Here is a 16,949-nt window from a genome sequence, read left to right on the forward strand (position 1 = left end):
TCTATTTTGCTCCTTTCGCCAAGCGGATATTGAGAGCTCCATTTGGTAATCCAGATTTAATATATTCTTTCGTTTGAATAGTGATTGTAGCTAGCTCTTCACTTATTTCAATATCGTATTCAATTGTTTCAAATTGCTCTATTTTGTCAAGATATAATTTATAGCACATTTTAGCGAAAAGCTTTGCTGATTGTGCATTGAAAGCCTGATCTACAGTAATATCAATTCCTAATGCAGTTTCACAACTAAAAATGACATCAATGAAGCTTAACGAATCTATACCAAGACTATAAAAATCTAAATTTTCATTAAAGTCTTCTATAGTAGAGAACTTTTTAAATTCAGACTCCACTATACTCTCTATTTCTTTATAACTGATTATTTTAGTATTATCTTTGTTTAGTAACTCGCTTTCGGAAGAAGTACTAACGAGTTTTTCATTCAATGATTCTGAAAAATGTTCATTGTCATTCAAACAATAATATTTTCTATTAAAAGGATATGTTGGTAATGATGCTCTATAGATTTTATTCCCCTTATCTATAGGTCCCCATTTTACGTATCCACTTTGAACCCATAAATCAGACATTGCTTTCAATTTATCGATACTTGAGGAGTATGTAGTAAGGTCAAACGTCTCATTATCAAAATAAGGTTGGTAGGTGTCATTTTCATTTCCTAATATACCAATCAATTGTTCAATAGAATTCACCACAATGGCCCATCTATTACTAAAAACTCTGCGTCCTATACTTAAAGTATACGCAATTTGATCTAATCGAAGATTAGGGTTTTCCTTAATAAATTCCCTTAAGTTTTGTTTTAAAACTTGTAAATCATACTTACTTCTGGCTGAAAGAATAATTAATTGTTGAGTAACCGGATACTCAGTACTTTTAAGCACTGGTGGTTCTTCAACTATAACACTTACATTTGTTCCTCCAAATCCGAAAGAACTAACGATTGCTCTTCTGATTGAATAAATTTCAGGCCATTTTTTTTGCGTATCAGGAATATAAAAAGGAGTATTATTTAAATTGATATCTTGATTTAAATTTTCAAAATGAGCAATAGGTGGAATAACCCCCTCTTTAACTACAAACATTGTCTTAATTAGTCCAATGATTCCAGAAGCTCTAATTGTATGCCCAATATTTCCTTTTACTGCTCCAAGTGCACAGAATTCTTTTCTATCCGTGAACATTTTAAATGATTTCTTTAAAGCGTCAATTTCTACTGCATCACCTAATTTTGTCCCTGTACCATGTGTCTCAATATAGCCAATTGATTCAGCAGGTATTTGTGAAACTGCAAGAGCTGTTGAGATTACCTCTACTTGTCCTTCTATACTAGGAGCAGTGAAACCAAGCTTCGTGTTTCCATCATTATTTATAGCTGTACTTTTAATTACGCAATAAATATGATCTCCATCATTAATTGCATCTTCTAATCTTTTTAAAAGCACTACACCTAATGCATTACTTTCAACAGTACCATTCGACGTTTGATCAAAAGGTCTGCAGTAACCATCCGAGGAATATATCATTCCTTCTTGATAAACATAAGGGCTATCTTGTGGAAGTAAAAGGTTTACTCCCCCCGCCAGAGCCATATCAGAGTACCCATTCTCTAAGCTTTTGCAGGCAAGGTGTACAGCAGTCAAAGATGAAGAGCAGGCTGTTTGAACAACCATGCTTTCTCCTCTTAAATTAAGAAGATAGGATACTCGAGTTGATAAAAAATCTGGTGCATTAGATAGCATTATTTTCATTTTTTCAACTTCAGACATATTCTTTCCTTCAACTTGATAAGTGCTTGGTGCACAAGAAGCAAATAATGAAATTACACCTTGATAAGTATCCAAATTGTATCCAGCATCCTCTATTGCTTCCCATACACATTCAAGGAATAAACGGTGTTGGGGGTCTAATATTTTTGTTTCGGAATCAGATAGACCAAAAAAATTTGCATCAAAGTGATAGGCATCTTTTATTATTCCACGTGCATAAATTGTTTCATTATTATTGCCATTTCTACTAATAGTATCTTTTCCCGCCTTGATATTAGACCAAAATTCCTGTACATTATCTGCACCAGGGAATCTACCAGAAACTCCTACAACTGCAACATCTGTACTCATAGCTTCGCCTCCTATTTTATCAACCTTTAATGCTTATCATGTTGGATGAAGAGTATCTTTTTAAGCCTAAGTAAAATGAAATTAGTGCTATACTAGTTATGAATACTGTATAGCCTAAAAGAATTAGCAAAGCTTTTATATTTCCATCGGCTATAATTTGTACAGGCACCACTCCTATGAAAGTTGAAGGTATAATAGTTACCGTTAATATTTTTACAAATCCTTTAAAAATATTGTTCGGATATAATGAGAATGTTACTAAAATCTCATTAATTATGCTTGAGAACCCATTAGAATTGCCTAGCCAAAAAGACAAGGTCCCCAAAAATACATTGAACATAATAAAAATGATTGCTACCAACAAAGAGCAACATATCCACAATAATATGCTAGAGAAATTGCCATTCCCAACAGCAAAAAATACGATACTACCACATAGTAAATCTCCTAGCGCAACAATTGAAAAATTGGCTGCAATAATGTGTAAAAGTGCATTTTTAGGTAAAGTTAAGTAATGATCAAGAGAACCTTGATTAATTACTTGTGAAAGTGAGAATGTATTTCCAAATAGCGAGAATGCTATTCCAAAAGCTGAAGTTACTACAGAAAATTGGATTAACATGTCACTAAAATCATAGTCGCTAATTGAATGAAATTTATTAAAGAAAATGAACCAATATACTAAGTAAATGAAGTCATTTAGAAGCATTCCAACAATTTGTGCTATAAAACTTGATTTATACTGAAGAGCAGATGCCAGACTATACTTCCACATTTGTATAAGAAACTTGGTTTCAAGAAATAAAGTCTTCAATTATTATCATCCTCCATTTACTACAGTCTTCTTTAAAACACTTTTCTCTAAACAATACAAAATAATTACAAAGACTACTAGCCATCCTAGTTGTTGAGTTATATAAGAAAAAAATATATCAAAGCTATAATTAACAAATAAATTTGCCGGCATATACAAAATAGCTCTAAAAGGCAACATATCAGCAATATTTTTTAACCAATCTGGAAAAAACTCTAATGGTATAAGTAAACCACCAAAAACTAGTAATAATTTTTGATAAACCAATACATAACCAGAAACGTCTTCCGTATAAAATGAAAGCATACCTAATATACACCCAATGGCGAAATCTATGAGAAATGCTAGTAAAGTGGATAAAGCCACAGGTATAAGTACGTATAGACCCTTAGGCGGAGTCCCAACTAATAAGTAAACGATTACAAACCCAACAAAAAAATTTATTATTACTAATAGAATATTATTTCCCAAACCATTAAATAAATGATATAACAAGTAATTATATGGTTTTGTGAGTGAGTAAGCCCATGTGCCCTCTTTTACCTCTAGAGAAAGAGTTTTAGCAATAGAAATTTTGCTTAGCATAATTGTTTCTGAAATAAGAAGATACCAAATCACCTGTTTTAATGTCATTCCGTTTATAGAGTTACTGTCCCCATAAACTGTTCCCCATAACTCGATAAATATGTATAACATTACAACAATGAATAAGCTTCTTATTAAAACTTCCTTAGCATATACAAGATTACTTTGTAGACTAGTAGACAATATTGAAAAATATTTTTTTGTTCTCATTGGCTCACCAATTTCCTTTGATGATTCATTTGTTTAAAAATGGTTCTAATCAATTCATCCATAGGCAATTCATTTATCACTATATCAACGACATTATTTTGTTCTAAAAATTTCTGGATTACATCGGCTACTACAACTTTATTGGTATCAATACTTATTTCAACACTAAAAGGATCAAGTACCTTATAATGAATTCCGTTAGGAATAAAGCAGTTTGTGATTTCTTCTTGGAACTGTATCTTAAGTACTCTTTCAGACATGTATTTATTTTTTAACACATTAAGCTTATCATCAAAAATAATTTTTCCATGGTCTAACACAATCACTCTTTCACATAAAGATTCAATATCACCCGAATCATGAGAAGTTATAAAAATAGTTGTTTTTGATTCAATATTCACTTTTTTTAGAGCATTACGGATTTGTTGTTTAGAGACAACATCAAGTCCAATAGTAGGCTCATCAAGAAAAATTAATTTTGGATTATGTATTAACGCAGCTGCAATTTCACACTTCATTCTTTGTCCTAAACTTAACTTTCTAACCGGAGTTTTTAAAAAATGCTGTAATTCAAAAAGTTCAATTACCATATCTCTTTGAAGTGTAAATGTATTTTTATCCATGTCATAAATTGTAGCTAGCAATTCAAAAGTGTCATTTGGTGGAAGATGGAACCACAGTTGTGATTTTTGTCCAAATACTGTACCAATATCGTAGCTTAACTTTCGTCTTTCTTTCCATGGCTGACGGTCTAAGATTCTAATATCACCGTCAGTTGGATATAAGATTCCAGTCATCATTTTTATCACAGTAGATTTGCCTGCACCATTAGGACCTATAAATCCCACCATTTCTCCTTTATCCACAGAAAAGGAAACATCTGTAACAGCCTTAAGAGTTTTCGTGATAGGTTTAAAAAATGACTTAATACTTCCCTTTAAACCAGTTTCTTTTTCAACTACCTGATATGTCTTACTTAATTGATTTACTTGTATAACCATGGATATTGTTCCTCCTTGTTTATAAAACGTTTTCAATTTATCAACTAAAAAAGCTTAGAAGAGAGATAGAATTACGAGATAAAATGGTTTAATTAATTGAAAAAATTGTAAAACTTACTTTCTGTATTATATTACTAAATACAATAACGAAATGTCAACATATTACTTAACAAATAAGTGAAGATATTTATAAATATATTTACTTCGGGCTGTCGAGAAAGTCTTGACAGCTTCTTTTATGTTAATTTTATTTAAAACGACACCACGTTAATGTTGTATAATATAGGTAACTATTGTATAGAGCGGACAGTGTTGGTATGCTGCGATCTCATCGAGACAAACAACAATCCTTTGAATTGGTTTCCCTGGAAGAACTAGTGCCTCAAGATCATTTGCTTCGCAAAGTGGATACATATATTCAGGAGAAGGTAAGCCCGCTGTATTGTGCGGACAATATGCGTCCTGCCATTGATCCTACCGTATTGTTTAAAATGATCTTTCTCGGTTATTTCTATGGTATTCGCTCAGAACGGCAACTCAAGCAAGAAATTCAGACGAACCTAGCTTATCGTTGGTTTCTGGGGCTGGGCTTAACCGATAAAGTTCCGGACCAATCGACGATTAGCTGGAATCGCCGTACACGCTTTAAAGACACCACCATCTTTCAAGATATTTTTGATGAAATTGTGCTGCAGGCGATCTCTCACCGAATGGTGGGCGGGCGTGTTCTCATGACCGATTCCACCCACCTGAAGGCCAATGCCAACAAACATCAGTACACCAAAGAGCAAGTATTGCAGAATACCAAAGACTATATGGACGAGCTCAACGAAGCGGTGAAGGATGACCGGAGAAACCACGGAAAAAAGCGTTGTGCATGTGACACCGGGAAATGTACCTGATTCCGTCCTCTATTTGTCCCGTTTGGATCGCCAAAGAGAACGTTTTGGTTTTCAAGTAGAAGCCGTAGCGCTAGACTCAGGCTATTTAACTACGCCGATTTGTCGAGGTTTACAAAACCGAAAGATTTTTGCCGTGATTGCTCACCGAAGATTCTATCCCAGACAAGGACTGTTTCCGAAATGGAAGTTTAAATACAATGCCAAACGCAATGTGTGTAGATACCCGCCCAAACAAGAACTGCCCTACCGAACGACGGAACGTAAGGGATACCGGTAGTATGCCTCTGACCCAGCTCAGTGCCAGCATTGCCCACTGCTGAGCCAGTGTACCAGTCTCGAAACCACCGCAAAGTGGTGATTCGGCATGTCTGGGAAGACAGCAAAGAGTGGGTACGGAGCAACCGGCTGAGCCCATCCGATAAAAAGCTGTACCTCAAACGAAAAGAGACGATTGAGCGAAGCTTCGTAGATGCCAAAGATCTCCATGGGTTTCGCTATTGCCGTTTGCACGGTCTTCCAAACGTCAGGGAACAAGCCCTTATGACGGTAGCCGTACAGAACATGAAGAAGATGGCGATCCACCTGGTCGCCTGGAGAAGCAGGGGTGGCCCCCCTGTTTTTCCAGAGACCAGAGCATTATGATGTAAAAAAAGAAAACCATGTCTCAAAATGAGGCCACTGAAAAACTACTTGTTTTTTAGAAATTCAACATTTTTAGGGGGTCAAATATGATTCCCGGAACGCGAAACGAGCCTTAGAAGCGATTCTAGAGGCTTGTTTTTTGCTCGGATTTTATTGCGGAGACTTTTTCAGTGGCCTCTCTCAAAATGACGGGGTTTCTCGACAGCTTTTTCGTATTATCAGGTACTTTTAAATATTTACAAATTTAAGAGAAAAAAGAATAGTTGAGTCATAAAAGCATTTATATAATACGGTTTATGCAAACTTGTTAGCAAACAATTTTCAAGTAACTATGATTACAAATAAATATGAAGAATGACAAAATTCAAAGATTTTGATCTCATATGTTTAACAGACAAGAAAGACACCTCTGAAAAATTGTTATAATAATAATTATATAATGTCTCTAAATTACTATTTAAACATGTAATACCGAGCTTTTTATTTGCTGATTATTACTTTGAATTGACATGCGGATTTTAGATTTAAGTTTGAATATTAGAGATTCTGTGCTATAAATAAACAAGTATTTAATTTTTTAGAAAATGAAATCGCTTTATTATACTCTAGTAAAGTGCTTTTTATACTTGTTTCTTATACCATAAATCATTTAAGCATTAAGAATTACATCGAGGTAATAAAATGCATTTGATTATTTCATTACAAAGCTCGGAATTATTCTTTTGCTAAGCAATTTGTTATAATCTCCTTTTTACTTGAATTTTGATTTTTTTTGAATTAAAATTACAATAATACCCATTTACAAAAGTGAAATTTTGTATGTTAAGCATTTCATTTTACAATTAACCGCGAAGAATTGTAAAATGAAATGCAACACGCTCTAACTGAAAAAATGGCTCGCGGCCTGATTCGTGTGGATTAGAGTCACCACAACACATTCGCATAGGAGAATCCAACCATGGGTGATACACATCTTAGCATCGTCGAACGCAGTATGCCGGAAAGTATAGCATAGTAGCGGTAGGGCTTCTAAACGGCACAGTGGATCGTGAGAAGGAATTTGCGTGCCAAGAAGCGCTCGAAAAGATTCACTGGGGGCGCCTTAATTATTTCGCTGATCTCTATTCGTCATGGCGACGGGGCTCACACGAGAACGCCAATAGTCTGCTCCGAGGATTTTTCCTTAAAACCCGGGACATCGCCGAAGTAACCGATTCCAAATTGGAGAATGCCTTTCGCCGGATCAACAACCAACATCGCTAGCATTGAATTAAAGAAGGCAGGTAACGAACCCACTTCAAATTCTATAAATCTACAAAACATTTCATTAGTAGTAAAAGGAGTAGAAGCAGCAAGTTGTAAACGTTGTAGAATAGTAAGTAAACATGTTAAAAAAACAGTAACCACCCTACTTTATGCCAAAGGTGTACGCACATTATTCCAAAAATAAAGCATTAAATCAATTATGGTTAGTGCATCCCTTAAAAAAATATATCTCTAGAAATATATTTTTTTAAGAACGCTTTGCCTATATTTAATTTTTCCCTATAAATTGTAAGTGAATAAGTGATTTAATTATAAAGTTTCTAGACTTTGGTTTTAAAGTATATAGAAATTATGATTTAGTCAGCTGCACTTATATTATAAAGGAAAGTTAACATTTTAATGTAGAGTTCCCCTTCTTACAACTTCGCTATTCCATTTACTATTTTTAACTTTTTTGATATAGGATATTAATTGATTAATAATTATATATTACAATGGAGAATAATTATGATAAAAATAGACCTGATATTAAAACGAATCATTTCAAAAAATAAAAATCGTTATCCAACTTGTATAGATGATATAGTATTTACTATTTCAGCATGGAATAAAAATAATTATGAACTCATGTATATAAATAGTTGGGGTTTTTGTTATGAAGAACGGAGTCAACATTCTACTCCTTCTGAATTGTTCACTAATATTACTTTTCAAAACGATTTAATTAAAAATCTTTCAGAATATCACGGAGTGGACATTAACTTTGTGCATATCAATAAGCCTTCTGAACTTTATGAACATGTCCAAAAACAATTAAAACTAGGTATGCCTATTCTTGTGAAAATAGACAGTTATTACAATGTATTTGACCCATTATATATGAAAGAACACAATAATCATTTTTGCATTGCTACCGGTATAGATTTTGATCGGAAAAATCTAATAATCGCTGATCCATACTTTCAATTAAAAGATGTATCTATTCCTTTCGATGTAACCGAGCAAGCAAGCGATATTATTGGTATTTTATCATTTCGCAATTCAAAAAAAGAAAAACATTTTTTTGAATTACATCCTTTTTTAAGTAAAGAATCATACATTCTTAAACAAAAACAATTTAATGATATTAAAATATTTGCAAATGATCTTTTGCATTTAATTAAAAGCGATAAACCAGACACTAAACTTCTCAGTCTGCCAGTTATTTATGATACGATAAATGAATTAATATTAGGTAGATTAAGATTTAGTATTTTATTAGCTTTTTATAAAAAGTCTGAAAAAATAAACGAGTTAGATAATATATGTTATCGAATGAATGAGGCAGCATTACATTGGGAAATGGTGCTAAATTCCATTGCTAAGTCTATATATACAAATCAAATAAATAAGCAAATATACAAAATATGCGAAAGGATTCATGCGATTTCTGAATTTGAAAATTCGATTCTAAATAATCTTTATTCAGTATTAAACGAACAAAGTCAGAATAATAATGTTGAAGAAAAGCTAATTTCATATAATATTCATAACGAAAAAATTAAATATTTTCCTCTTGAGATTTCAAGCTACTATAACAATAAAGGGTTTGTTTTGAAAAATTCTAACCGCATAAATGCAGATTTAACTGGCTTGAATGAATTTTTTCTATTTGATGATCCTCCTTCTTCTATTATTACTATAAAAGATTACAATTTTAAATTGCCAAATTTCAATGGTTTTTATGACAATATTTCTTGTGATAGTCAAAAAATAAAAGTTGATATAGATAAAGGACATAAATTAGCTTTTCTTGGCTGCTCTGAGTGGGGAAATACCCAAGCTGAGATTTTAATAAACTATTCGGATGAATCTCAAGACATCCTAAAATTAAATATAACTGACTTATCATGTGAGCCTATGTACGACGAAATAATAGCTTTAAGGGGAAAAACCTATAACAATAATAACGACATCATTACATTAGTGCAGGATAAAGCTTTTATCAATATTGTATCTTCTAATATAAACTTAGAAAAGAAAGTTAAAAGTATAATCCTTCCTTATAATAGAAATTATCATATATTATCGATATCATTTGGGAGTATTTAACTATTAGAATAAATTAATATATATTTTAGTATATCCTGATATACATCTTCTAACATGGGACCGGGCTTATTGGAGGACTCCTGTACATAGGTCAGCACCCCTTGTTTGGCTAGCTCCTCACGGGAACCCAGATTTTTATCATTAAAGGCACTCTTCCAGCCTGCATAGGCAAAATCCGGTGCAGCGGCCATAAACACCTCTTTGGACGGATATTGTTTGGCTAGCACGGGTATTTTGTCATATTGAGCCTTATATTTCGGTAAAATCTGATCATCCAAATACGCAGTTCCTACCATAGAGGATTCCAGCCCAAGAGCCAGCATAACCTCTGTCGCGTGCTGGTTCAGTGTAACCGCGCGTTTGGGCGCCTCGGGAAATACCATTTTAACACCCATATTCTCAAGCTCTACCGACGTCTCCTTGGTCGCCGATTGCGATACGGCAGGTTGCTGCCCGTTTGCGGATGGATCGCTTGTTTGAGCCGTGTTTCCTGCTGCGCAGGCTGACAACAACAGCACCATCACCAAAGCAAGCATAACCAACGGTAACGCGGGTTTGCTATATTTTTTCATATGTACCGTCTCCTCTTTCATTCGCAGTTTATCTTACCTCATTGTATCGCCTTTTTTTTCTGTTAACGTCATAGATGGTCTCCTCTCCTGAGAGAATCCGGTAAAAAGGTAATATTCGGCTTCCTGGTTTTTGGATGAATACAGATTTCTGTCTCCACCCCGAATACACTGCGCAGCAGGTCTGGCTGAAACACATCCTCCGTTATGCCGGAAGCTACCACTTTGCCTTCTTTTAATACATATATTCGATCACAATAAAATGCCGCCAAATTCAAATCATGAAGCGCAGCTAGTGTAGTTATCTGAAGTGTTTTGACCAAATCGAGAATTTGCAGCTGATACCGGATATCCAGATGATTCGTCGGCTCATCCAAAATGAGAAATTTCGCCTGTCCGGCCAAGGCTCTAGCAATCAATACCCGTTGCTTTTCACCGCCGGACAAGGTAGCAAAGCCCTGATCCGCCTGAGCTTTCATCCCTACCCGCTCCAGCGCCTGCTCAACCAGCTCATGATCGACGACGGTGTCTGATTCCAGCAGTTTCTTATGCGGATGGCGGCCCATCAAGACGATGTCCCGTACTGAAAAATCAAACGTTTGAGGCGCATCCTGACTCACCACTGCCATTTGTCGTGCCGTCTCTTTGTACTTCATCCGCAGTATATCCCGGCCATCCAGCGTAACCAAACCACTGTCAGGCTTTAGCACACGATACATGTTTTTAAGCAACGTCGATTTGCCGCTGCCATTCGGACCGATCAGTCCAACCAGCTCCCCTGCTTTTACCTGGAGACAGATGCCGTCGATCAGCCGTTTATCGTGAATACTGAAGGTCACATATTCGACTTCTATATTCATTTTTCGCCTCCAAACGAGTAGGAACTGCGCCGCAGCAGCCATACAAAGAAGGGTCCTCCGCACACAGCCGTCACAATACCAATCGGCAACTCCTGTGGAGCTAGCACGAGCCGGGCACATACGTCTGCCCACACGACAAAAATAGCTCCCAGAAGCAGGCTGACAGGCAGGACACGTCGATGATCCGATCCTACCATCAGCCTAACAATGTGCGGAATCATAAGCCCGACAAAGCCAATCGAGCCACTGACCGATACAACTGCCCCGGTTAGAAGGGAAGCCACGACAACCAGTAATACGCGGAACGCCTGTACGTTCACACCGAGCGTTACGGCGGCCTCTTCACCCGTTAGCACAGCATTCAGCGACCGGTATCGGGTCAGGAGAACAGCCGTTCCAGCTACTACAATGAGGCTTGGAATGAAAAGCGTGTCCCATTGAGCGCCTGCCAGACTTCCCATCATCCAATACATCGCGTCACGGATGCCTTTTTCATTCGGGGCCATCGTAACGATAAAGCTAGTCACAGCCGACAGCATCATGGACACTGCCACCCCTGCCAGCAGTAAACGGGTCGTCGATATGCGCCCGGCCACACGGGCCAACGCGAACACCATGAGCATCGCAGCTAACGAGCCTATAAAAGCAGATAAAGGCAGCGCAAGTCGTCCCAAAAATCCGAAAGCTCCAAACACAATCACCAACGTAGCTGTCACCGAAGCCCCGGACGAGACTCCTAAAATATAGGGATCCGCTAACGAATTACGAATTAATGCCTGTATAGCGGCCCCAGTAACAGCAAGTCCTGCTCCTACGACAACACCAAGCAACACGCGCGGAAAACGGATTTCCCAGACGATATATTGCTCCGGCTTGGTCCATGTCACGGGTATCCATTGATCCAGCCAGAGAAGATGGGACAGTGCAATTCGCCATACCGTCCCCGGTGCGACAGCCACAGGACCCAGCATGACCGCGAGTGTAACCGACAGCACCAGCCCGGCAGTCAGCAGCAGCAGAATTGTTGTAAATCCCCAAGCAGGCTTCCCAGCTAGGTGAGCATGAGAATTATGTTTTGATGGATTAGGTCTTGATGGATAAACGCTGCCCGTTCCCGAAGTCATAAACTAGTCAATGGCTTTTCGGCCGCTTCCAGCTTTCTCAATCGTTCCTCAATCTCGGAAGCAGAGAAATTCTCACCCATGATAACCGCAACATCGTTCACTGGCTTTTGCGGGCGGATCGGAATGATTTCCAGCTCCCGATAGGCAAACTGGAACATCATCTGACCCTCTGATTCCAGAAACCGCACAATTCCTTTGGCCCGGTAAATTTCAGCAGGCAAACTGCGGAACAACTGTTCAAACTCGGAGCGTGGTACAGGTTGTCCAAAGAAATGCGTGTGAACAACTACATGGTCGTAGGAATGATAATGCTCCCCATGTTCGTGGTCATGGTCATGGTCATGGTCGTGATCATGGTACTCGGGATCAGGGTGGTCATGATGGTGATGGTCTGTATGTTCATCATGATCATAAGTGTGTAGATGTTTTTCCTCGTCCATGCGGTCCTCTCCTTGAAGGGAGAAAAAAGTACCCGCGTTCACGTCACTCCGTTGCGTGCTCACAGTCAGAGCATATGGATTTAATTCTTTTACAAGGGCCTGTACTTTCTGCAACTCTCCCGCAGCCAATAAATCGGTCTTGTTAATAATCAGTTTGGAAGCGCACCGAAGCTGATCCTGCATCAAACGAAGCGACTTGCTTCTCTCGCTACCTGAAGAAAAATCCAGAAATTGACGCGCGTCCATGACCGTGATAACAGATTGTAAAATCATAGAAGAATATATGGAAGCATCTGTCACTGCATCTACAATCTCCATCGGATTAGCCACTCCGGTACATTCTACAATAATCACGTCCGGCTTATATTCCTCGGCAAGATTCATTAGCTCGACGCCCAAATCCCCGCGAATGGTACAGCATATACAGCCACTGAGCATTTCTTTCATGGGTGCTTGGCCGTTCACCAAACTGCCATCCAGATTAACATCGCCCAACTCATTCATCAAAATAGCTGGCTTGAGGTCCTGCTCCTTGTAGTAAGCCAGCGCATGCTGAAGAAGAGTTGTTTTACCGCTGCCCAAAAATCCGGATAAAACAACAATCGGTATCATATAATCCTCCTTGTCTTTACAACATTTAATATGGATCGTACCGTAAAATTTTCCTTCTTGCAATCATTTGTCAATTTTTAATCGTAATAATTACTATTAATAAACATAAATATATATGACCACGCTTTGAATTGTCAATATAGGAGGTGATTCAAGCATAATCCTGCGGCATGATTGTCCCAACACAGGCATAGGATGTAGATAAGAATCCTTATTCCCAAGGAGATGTGGAATGAAAAACAGTACGCTGTTAAAGATGCTGCCTTTTATGATTCCGTTTACCTTTCTCATCCCTGTGCTTATTACGCTATCTCCTCAGTGGCTTCGTTTGTTAGGTATGGGGCAGCTGCAGTCATTAAAGACGGTATTTATGGGTATTTTTCTGGAGGCTGTTCCGTTTCTCCTGATCGGTGTACTTATCTCATCCCTTTTGCAGTGGCTTGTACCGGAGACATGGATTCGTAAAATAGCGCCTGCGCATCCTGTGCCGGGTGTCCTGCTCGCCTCCTTGCTAGGTATGCTGTTTCCCATCTGTGAGTGCGGCATGATCCCTGTCGTTCGCCAATTAATGCTCAAGGGAATGCCTGCCTATATGGGTATCACTTTTATCTTAAGCGGACCTATTATCAATCCCGTAGTACTGGCTGCCACGATAATGGCTTTCCCTTCCCACCCTGAGGTCACTGTCGTTCGAATGAGTTTGGCCTTTGTCGTTTCCGCGACCATCGGATTGATCGTATATGCCTTTGTTCGAGTGCATCCGCTCAAACGTTCGTTGCTCTCTTTTAACCAGCAAAAACAGAACAATCAGACTCATCGGCATAATCGCACATGGCGGGGCTTTTTTGTACATGCTGGCGACGAGTTTTTGGACATGAGTAAATATCTCATTATCGGGGCATTATTGACAGCCTGCATCCAAACCTTCATTCCACGTGATGAAATGCTTTCGTTAAGCGACGGCACGGCCGGCTCGTACACCTTTATGATGGGTTTTGCCTACGTGCTGTCGCTGTGTTCCACCTCCGATGCCTTTGTAGCTACTGCTTTTTCGCATACCTTCACACTAGGTCCGCTGGCATCCTTTCTTGTACTCGGCCCGATGTTGGATTTTAAAGGCACGCTCATGCTGCTAAGCACCTTCCGCACCAAATTTGTCGCCATCTTGGGCTTGCTCATTGTTTCGCTCGTTCTGGTGGGCTCTATATCTGCTGAATGGTTATTTGGGAGGTGAATACAAACGTGAATTCAACCTTTAGCATCCGCTGGCAATATGGCATGCGCTCCTTGCTCTTGATCGGATTAGCTGTGTACATCATCACATTAAGCCGTACGAATGCACTTCATTACTACTTGGCCCCACAAATGCAAAAGCTGCTTCTGCTCTGCCCTGTGCCCCTCTTGTTCATCGCTTTGGCGATGGCATGGCACGGAATCGTCGGGGAGCGGGACGGTGAGGATATGTGTGATTGCGAGCATCCGTTGCCGCAAAGCTGGTTCAAAAAAACACTCGTATATGGAATGCTGCTCATTCCGCTACTGTTCGGTTCTCTGCTACCCAATCAGGCACTTGGTAGTGATATGGCAGCCAAGAAAGGCATGTCCTTCACATATCCCAACCCGGATATCCGACGAAAAACAGATATACAGACCACGAAAACACCGGCCTCCTCCATATTATCAACCGCATCTTCTGCCCCAACTTCGCCCCCTCCAGGGGGAAAATGGAGTCAGGAAGCGCTGGATAAGCTATTCGTTCCGCCTGATAAGTACAATGTAGAATTCGCCGAGCTGGCGAAACGCCTGTATCAGCAACCCGTTATACAGATCCATCCGGAGATTTTCTCCGAAACTATAGGAGCGATCGAACTGTATAAGCACGCTTTTCAAGGAAAAAAAGTACAGGTGACTGGCTTTGTCTATAAGGACGACAACCTACCGGGTAAAGGTCTATTTGCAGTAGGAAGATTCCTCGTTATGTGCTGTACTGCTGATGCTATGCCATTCGGGATTATCGTCCAATCCCAGAACCCTCCATCCTTTGACAAGGATACCTGGGTGACTATTGAAGGAACACTGCATGCAACGCAAAAGGGCAATACACCCGTACTTGAAATTCAATCCAATAAAATAACGACTGTCAAGCAGCCAGAATCTCCGTATGTCTATACCCAGGCAGACTCGGTAGCAACCTATGATCGCTTGAATGCAGCGAACTAAACCCACCAAGGAGGAAAAATGATGAACAAGGTTCCTATTATATTAATCAGTGGTTTTCTTGGAAGCGGCAAAACAACGCTACTTTTGCGGCTGTTAGCCCATACTCGCCAGATTCCCCTTCGTGCTGCTGTTTTAATGAACGAAATGGGCGAATATGATGTAGACAGCGCTATTATTTCAGAGGAAATGCCTGACGTAACAGTGGAAGGACTCCTAGAGGGCTGCATTTGTTGCAGCAAAAGAAATGAGCTGGCTGGCGCACTGCATACCCTACTCATCCAAAAGCCGGATGTGATCTTCATGGAGACCACCGGAGTAGCTAACCCCGAGCAAGTGTTGGAGGAACTTCGCTCTCCACTGCTGGCAGATCGGCTGTATCTGGTTCACAGCATTAGTGTGGTGGATGCTGTGCTGTTCCATGAATACAACAGCCGCTTTACTGCAGACAAGGAGCTGGTTCGGACTCTGCATGGACAGCTTCGCTCCGCCGACTTCATTGTGGTGAACAAAACGGATGTCGCAAGTAGCCGTGAAGTGGCTAAGGTCGTCAAGAACATCCGCAAGCTCAACAATACAGCTAAGCTACAAACTACTGAATACAGCCGCGTTGACCTTGGACCACTGCTGGAACCTGTCCTGACCTCCGTAATGCTTGACCCGAAACCTGTACAAGTATTTCAGCATACATCTGCACAGGTACAGCCCAATGATGCAGAAGCATCGCCTATCCCAATTCCCACCAAAGATAATGAAAGACCTAGCAGTACCTTCAAAAATACCGCATTCAAAGTGATCTCTGCACATCCTCATAACCACAGTCACGATCGCAACCGTCCCCCTTCCTTTTCCCGTCTGGAGAGTTTAACACTGCATCAATATTCTCCTCGGCCATTAGAAAAGCAACGATTAGAAGACTTCCTGACCGGGCTAGGTTCCTCGCTTCTTCGAGCGAAAGGTTATTGTGTGCTCCCGTATGAGGGCACAATGCTTCTGCAATTCTCAGGAAGTCACTTGGAATGGCAACCCACCGCACTTCCGGTGAGCCAGGGATATGTCACACTCATTGGAGAACAGCTTGACAAAGCATCCATTACCGACCAATGGGAACAGTGCTTTGTTTCGCTGTAATCGACAGATCGGCTCAAGATGAAATTCCCCTCCGAAATGTCTACTAAATTAAGTTATAAAAGGCTGTTCCTTGACCTTTAAAAGTCATGGAAAAGCCTTTTTTCGTAACTATCACAAATTTGCATATACGCATTATATACTTATAGGACGTTATGTTGAATGATGGGAAAATAAAAAAAGCCGTCGAAGCTTTCTCGACGACCTGAGTACGACTATGCAGAGTCATACTATTATTTGCTTGGCAACGTCCTACTCTCCCAGGACCCTGCGGTCCAAGTACCATCGGCGCTGGAGGGCTTAACGGTCGTGTTCGGGATGGGTACGTGTGGAACCCCTCCGCTATCG

At 39.5% G+C, this 16,949-nt stretch carries 11 protein-coding genes, 1 rRNA gene and 2 pseudogenes; 5 read left to right on the forward strand and 9 right to left on the reverse strand.

The window, feature by feature from the left end:
• Window position 1: 1 nt before the first annotated feature.
• Genes ACU1JV_RS26140 through ACU1JV_RS26155 form a run of 4 tightly spaced genes read right to left on the reverse strand, consistent with a single transcriptional unit; the run spans window position 2 to window position 4,750 of the window.
• A complete protein-coding gene (locus ACU1JV_RS26140) occupies window positions 2-2,140 on the reverse strand; it encodes a beta-ketoacyl synthase N-terminal-like domain-containing protein (protein WP_413986056.1) in 2,139 nt (712 codons plus the stop codon).
• 19 nt (window positions 2,141-2,159) lie between these two features.
• Window positions 2,160-2,954, reverse strand: a complete 795-nt coding sequence (locus tag ACU1JV_RS26145; RefSeq protein WP_413986055.1) for an ABC-2 family transporter protein — start codon at window positions 2,952-2,954, stop codon at window positions 2,160-2,162.
• Between the two features lie 6 nt (window positions 2,955-2,960).
• Window positions 2,961-3,749 carry an ABC transporter permease gene (locus ACU1JV_RS26150; protein WP_413986054.1) on the reverse strand — a complete coding sequence of 263 codons (789 nt, stop codon included), beginning with the start codon at window positions 3,747-3,749 and terminating at the stop codon, window positions 2,961-2,963.
• A complete protein-coding gene (locus ACU1JV_RS26155) occupies window positions 3,746-4,750 on the reverse strand; it encodes an ABC transporter ATP-binding protein (protein ID WP_413986053.1) in 1,005 nt (334 codons plus the stop codon). The genes ACU1JV_RS26150 and ACU1JV_RS26155 overlap by 4 nt, the downstream gene beginning before the upstream one ends.
• Before the next feature lie 317 nt (window positions 4,751-5,067).
• Between ACU1JV_RS26155 and ACU1JV_RS26160 the strand changes: the two are divergent.
• Window positions 5,068-6,294, forward strand: a pseudogene (locus tag ACU1JV_RS26160) (transposase).
• Between the two features lie 1,773 nt (window positions 6,295-8,067).
• On the forward strand, window positions 8,068-9,651 hold the full coding sequence (locus ACU1JV_RS26165; RefSeq protein ID WP_413986052.1) for a BtrH N-terminal domain-containing protein: 1,584 nt from the start codon (window positions 8,068-8,070) through the stop codon (window positions 9,649-9,651).
• A gap of 26 nt (window positions 9,652-9,677) precedes the next feature.
• Here ACU1JV_RS26165 and ACU1JV_RS26170 read toward each other — a convergent pair.
• The 4 genes and pseudogenes from ACU1JV_RS26170 to ACU1JV_RS26185 form a co-directional block, all read right to left on the reverse strand.
• A pseudogene (locus tag ACU1JV_RS26170) lies at window positions 9,678-10,223 on the reverse strand (ABC transporter substrate-binding protein); the annotation flags it as partial.
• A gap of 68 nt (window positions 10,224-10,291) precedes the next feature.
• Window positions 10,292-11,080, reverse strand: coding sequence for an ABC transporter ATP-binding protein (locus tag ACU1JV_RS26175; protein WP_413986051.1), 789 nt, complete (start codon window positions 11,078-11,080; stop codon window positions 10,292-10,294).
• Window positions 11,077-12,204 carry a FecCD family ABC transporter permease gene (locus tag ACU1JV_RS26180; protein ID WP_413986050.1) on the reverse strand — a complete coding sequence of 376 codons (1,128 nt, stop codon included), beginning with the start codon at window positions 12,202-12,204 and terminating at the stop codon, window positions 11,077-11,079. Before ACU1JV_RS26180 ends, ACU1JV_RS26175 begins: the two co-directional genes overlap by 4 nt.
• Window positions 12,201-13,256, reverse strand: coding sequence for a CobW family GTP-binding protein (locus ACU1JV_RS26185; RefSeq protein WP_413986049.1), 1,056 nt, complete (start codon window positions 13,254-13,256; stop codon window positions 12,201-12,203). The genes ACU1JV_RS26180 and ACU1JV_RS26185 overlap by 4 nt, the downstream gene beginning before the upstream one ends.
• Window positions 13,257-13,488: 232 nt before the next feature.
• Between ACU1JV_RS26185 and ACU1JV_RS26190 the strand changes: the two genes are divergently transcribed.
• From ACU1JV_RS26190 to ACU1JV_RS26200, 3 genes are read left to right on the forward strand one after another with little or no spacing between them, the layout of a single operon-like run.
• Window positions 13,489-14,490 carry a permease gene (locus tag ACU1JV_RS26190; RefSeq protein WP_413986048.1) on the forward strand — a complete coding sequence of 334 codons (1,002 nt, stop codon included), beginning with the start codon at window positions 13,489-13,491 and terminating at the stop codon, window positions 14,488-14,490.
• Between the two features lie 8 nt (window positions 14,491-14,498).
• A complete protein-coding gene (locus tag ACU1JV_RS26195; protein ID WP_413986047.1) occupies window positions 14,499-15,476 on the forward strand; it encodes a TIGR03943 family putative permease subunit in 978 nt (325 codons plus the stop codon).
• A gap of 18 nt (window positions 15,477-15,494) precedes the next feature.
• Window positions 15,495-16,604 (forward strand): CobW family GTP-binding protein, encoded by a 1,110-nt coding sequence (locus tag ACU1JV_RS26200; protein WP_413986046.1) that lies wholly within the window; start codon window positions 15,495-15,497, stop codon window positions 16,602-16,604.
• Window positions 16,605-16,840: 236 nt separating this feature from the next.
• Here the strand turns inward: ACU1JV_RS26200 and rrf are convergent.
• Window positions 16,841-16,949, reverse strand: a 5S ribosomal RNA gene (gene rrf / locus ACU1JV_RS26205); the annotation flags it as partial.

The sequence above is a fragment of the Paenibacillus sp. T2-29 genome (assembly GCF_052921365.1).

Bases quoted from the DNA above. Each gene is read 5' to 3' on its own strand.
- ACU1JV_RS26140 (WP_413986056.1), bottom strand. From the start codon at position 2,140: ATGAGTACAGATGTTGCAGTTGTAGGAGTTTCTGGTAGATTCCCTGGT.
- ACU1JV_RS26150 (WP_413986054.1), bottom strand. From the start codon at position 3,749: ATGAGAACAAAAAAATATTTTTCAATATTGTCTACTAGTCTACAAAGT.
- ACU1JV_RS26155 (WP_413986053.1), bottom strand. From the start codon at position 4,750: ATGGTTATACAAGTAAATCAATTAAGTAAGACATATCAGGTAGTTGAA.
- ACU1JV_RS26165 (WP_413986052.1), top strand. From the start codon at position 8,068: ATGATAAAAATAGACCTGATATTAAAACGAATCATTTCAAAAAATAAA.
- ACU1JV_RS26175 (WP_413986051.1), bottom strand. From the start codon at position 11,080: ATGAATATAGAAGTCGAATATGTGACCTTCAGTATTCACGATAAACGG.
- ACU1JV_RS26180 (WP_413986050.1), bottom strand. From the start codon at position 12,204: ATGACTTCGGGAACGGGCAGCGTTTATCCATCAAGACCTAATCCATCA.
- ACU1JV_RS26185 (WP_413986049.1), bottom strand. From the start codon at position 13,256: ATGATACCGATTGTTGTTTTATCCGGATTTTTGGGCAGCGGTAAAACA.
- ACU1JV_RS26190 (WP_413986048.1), top strand. From the start codon at position 13,489: ATGAAAAACAGTACGCTGTTAAAGATGCTGCCTTTTATGATTCCGTTT.
- ACU1JV_RS26200 (WP_413986046.1), top strand. From the start codon at position 15,495: ATGATGAACAAGGTTCCTATTATATTAATCAGTGGTTTTCTTGGAAGC.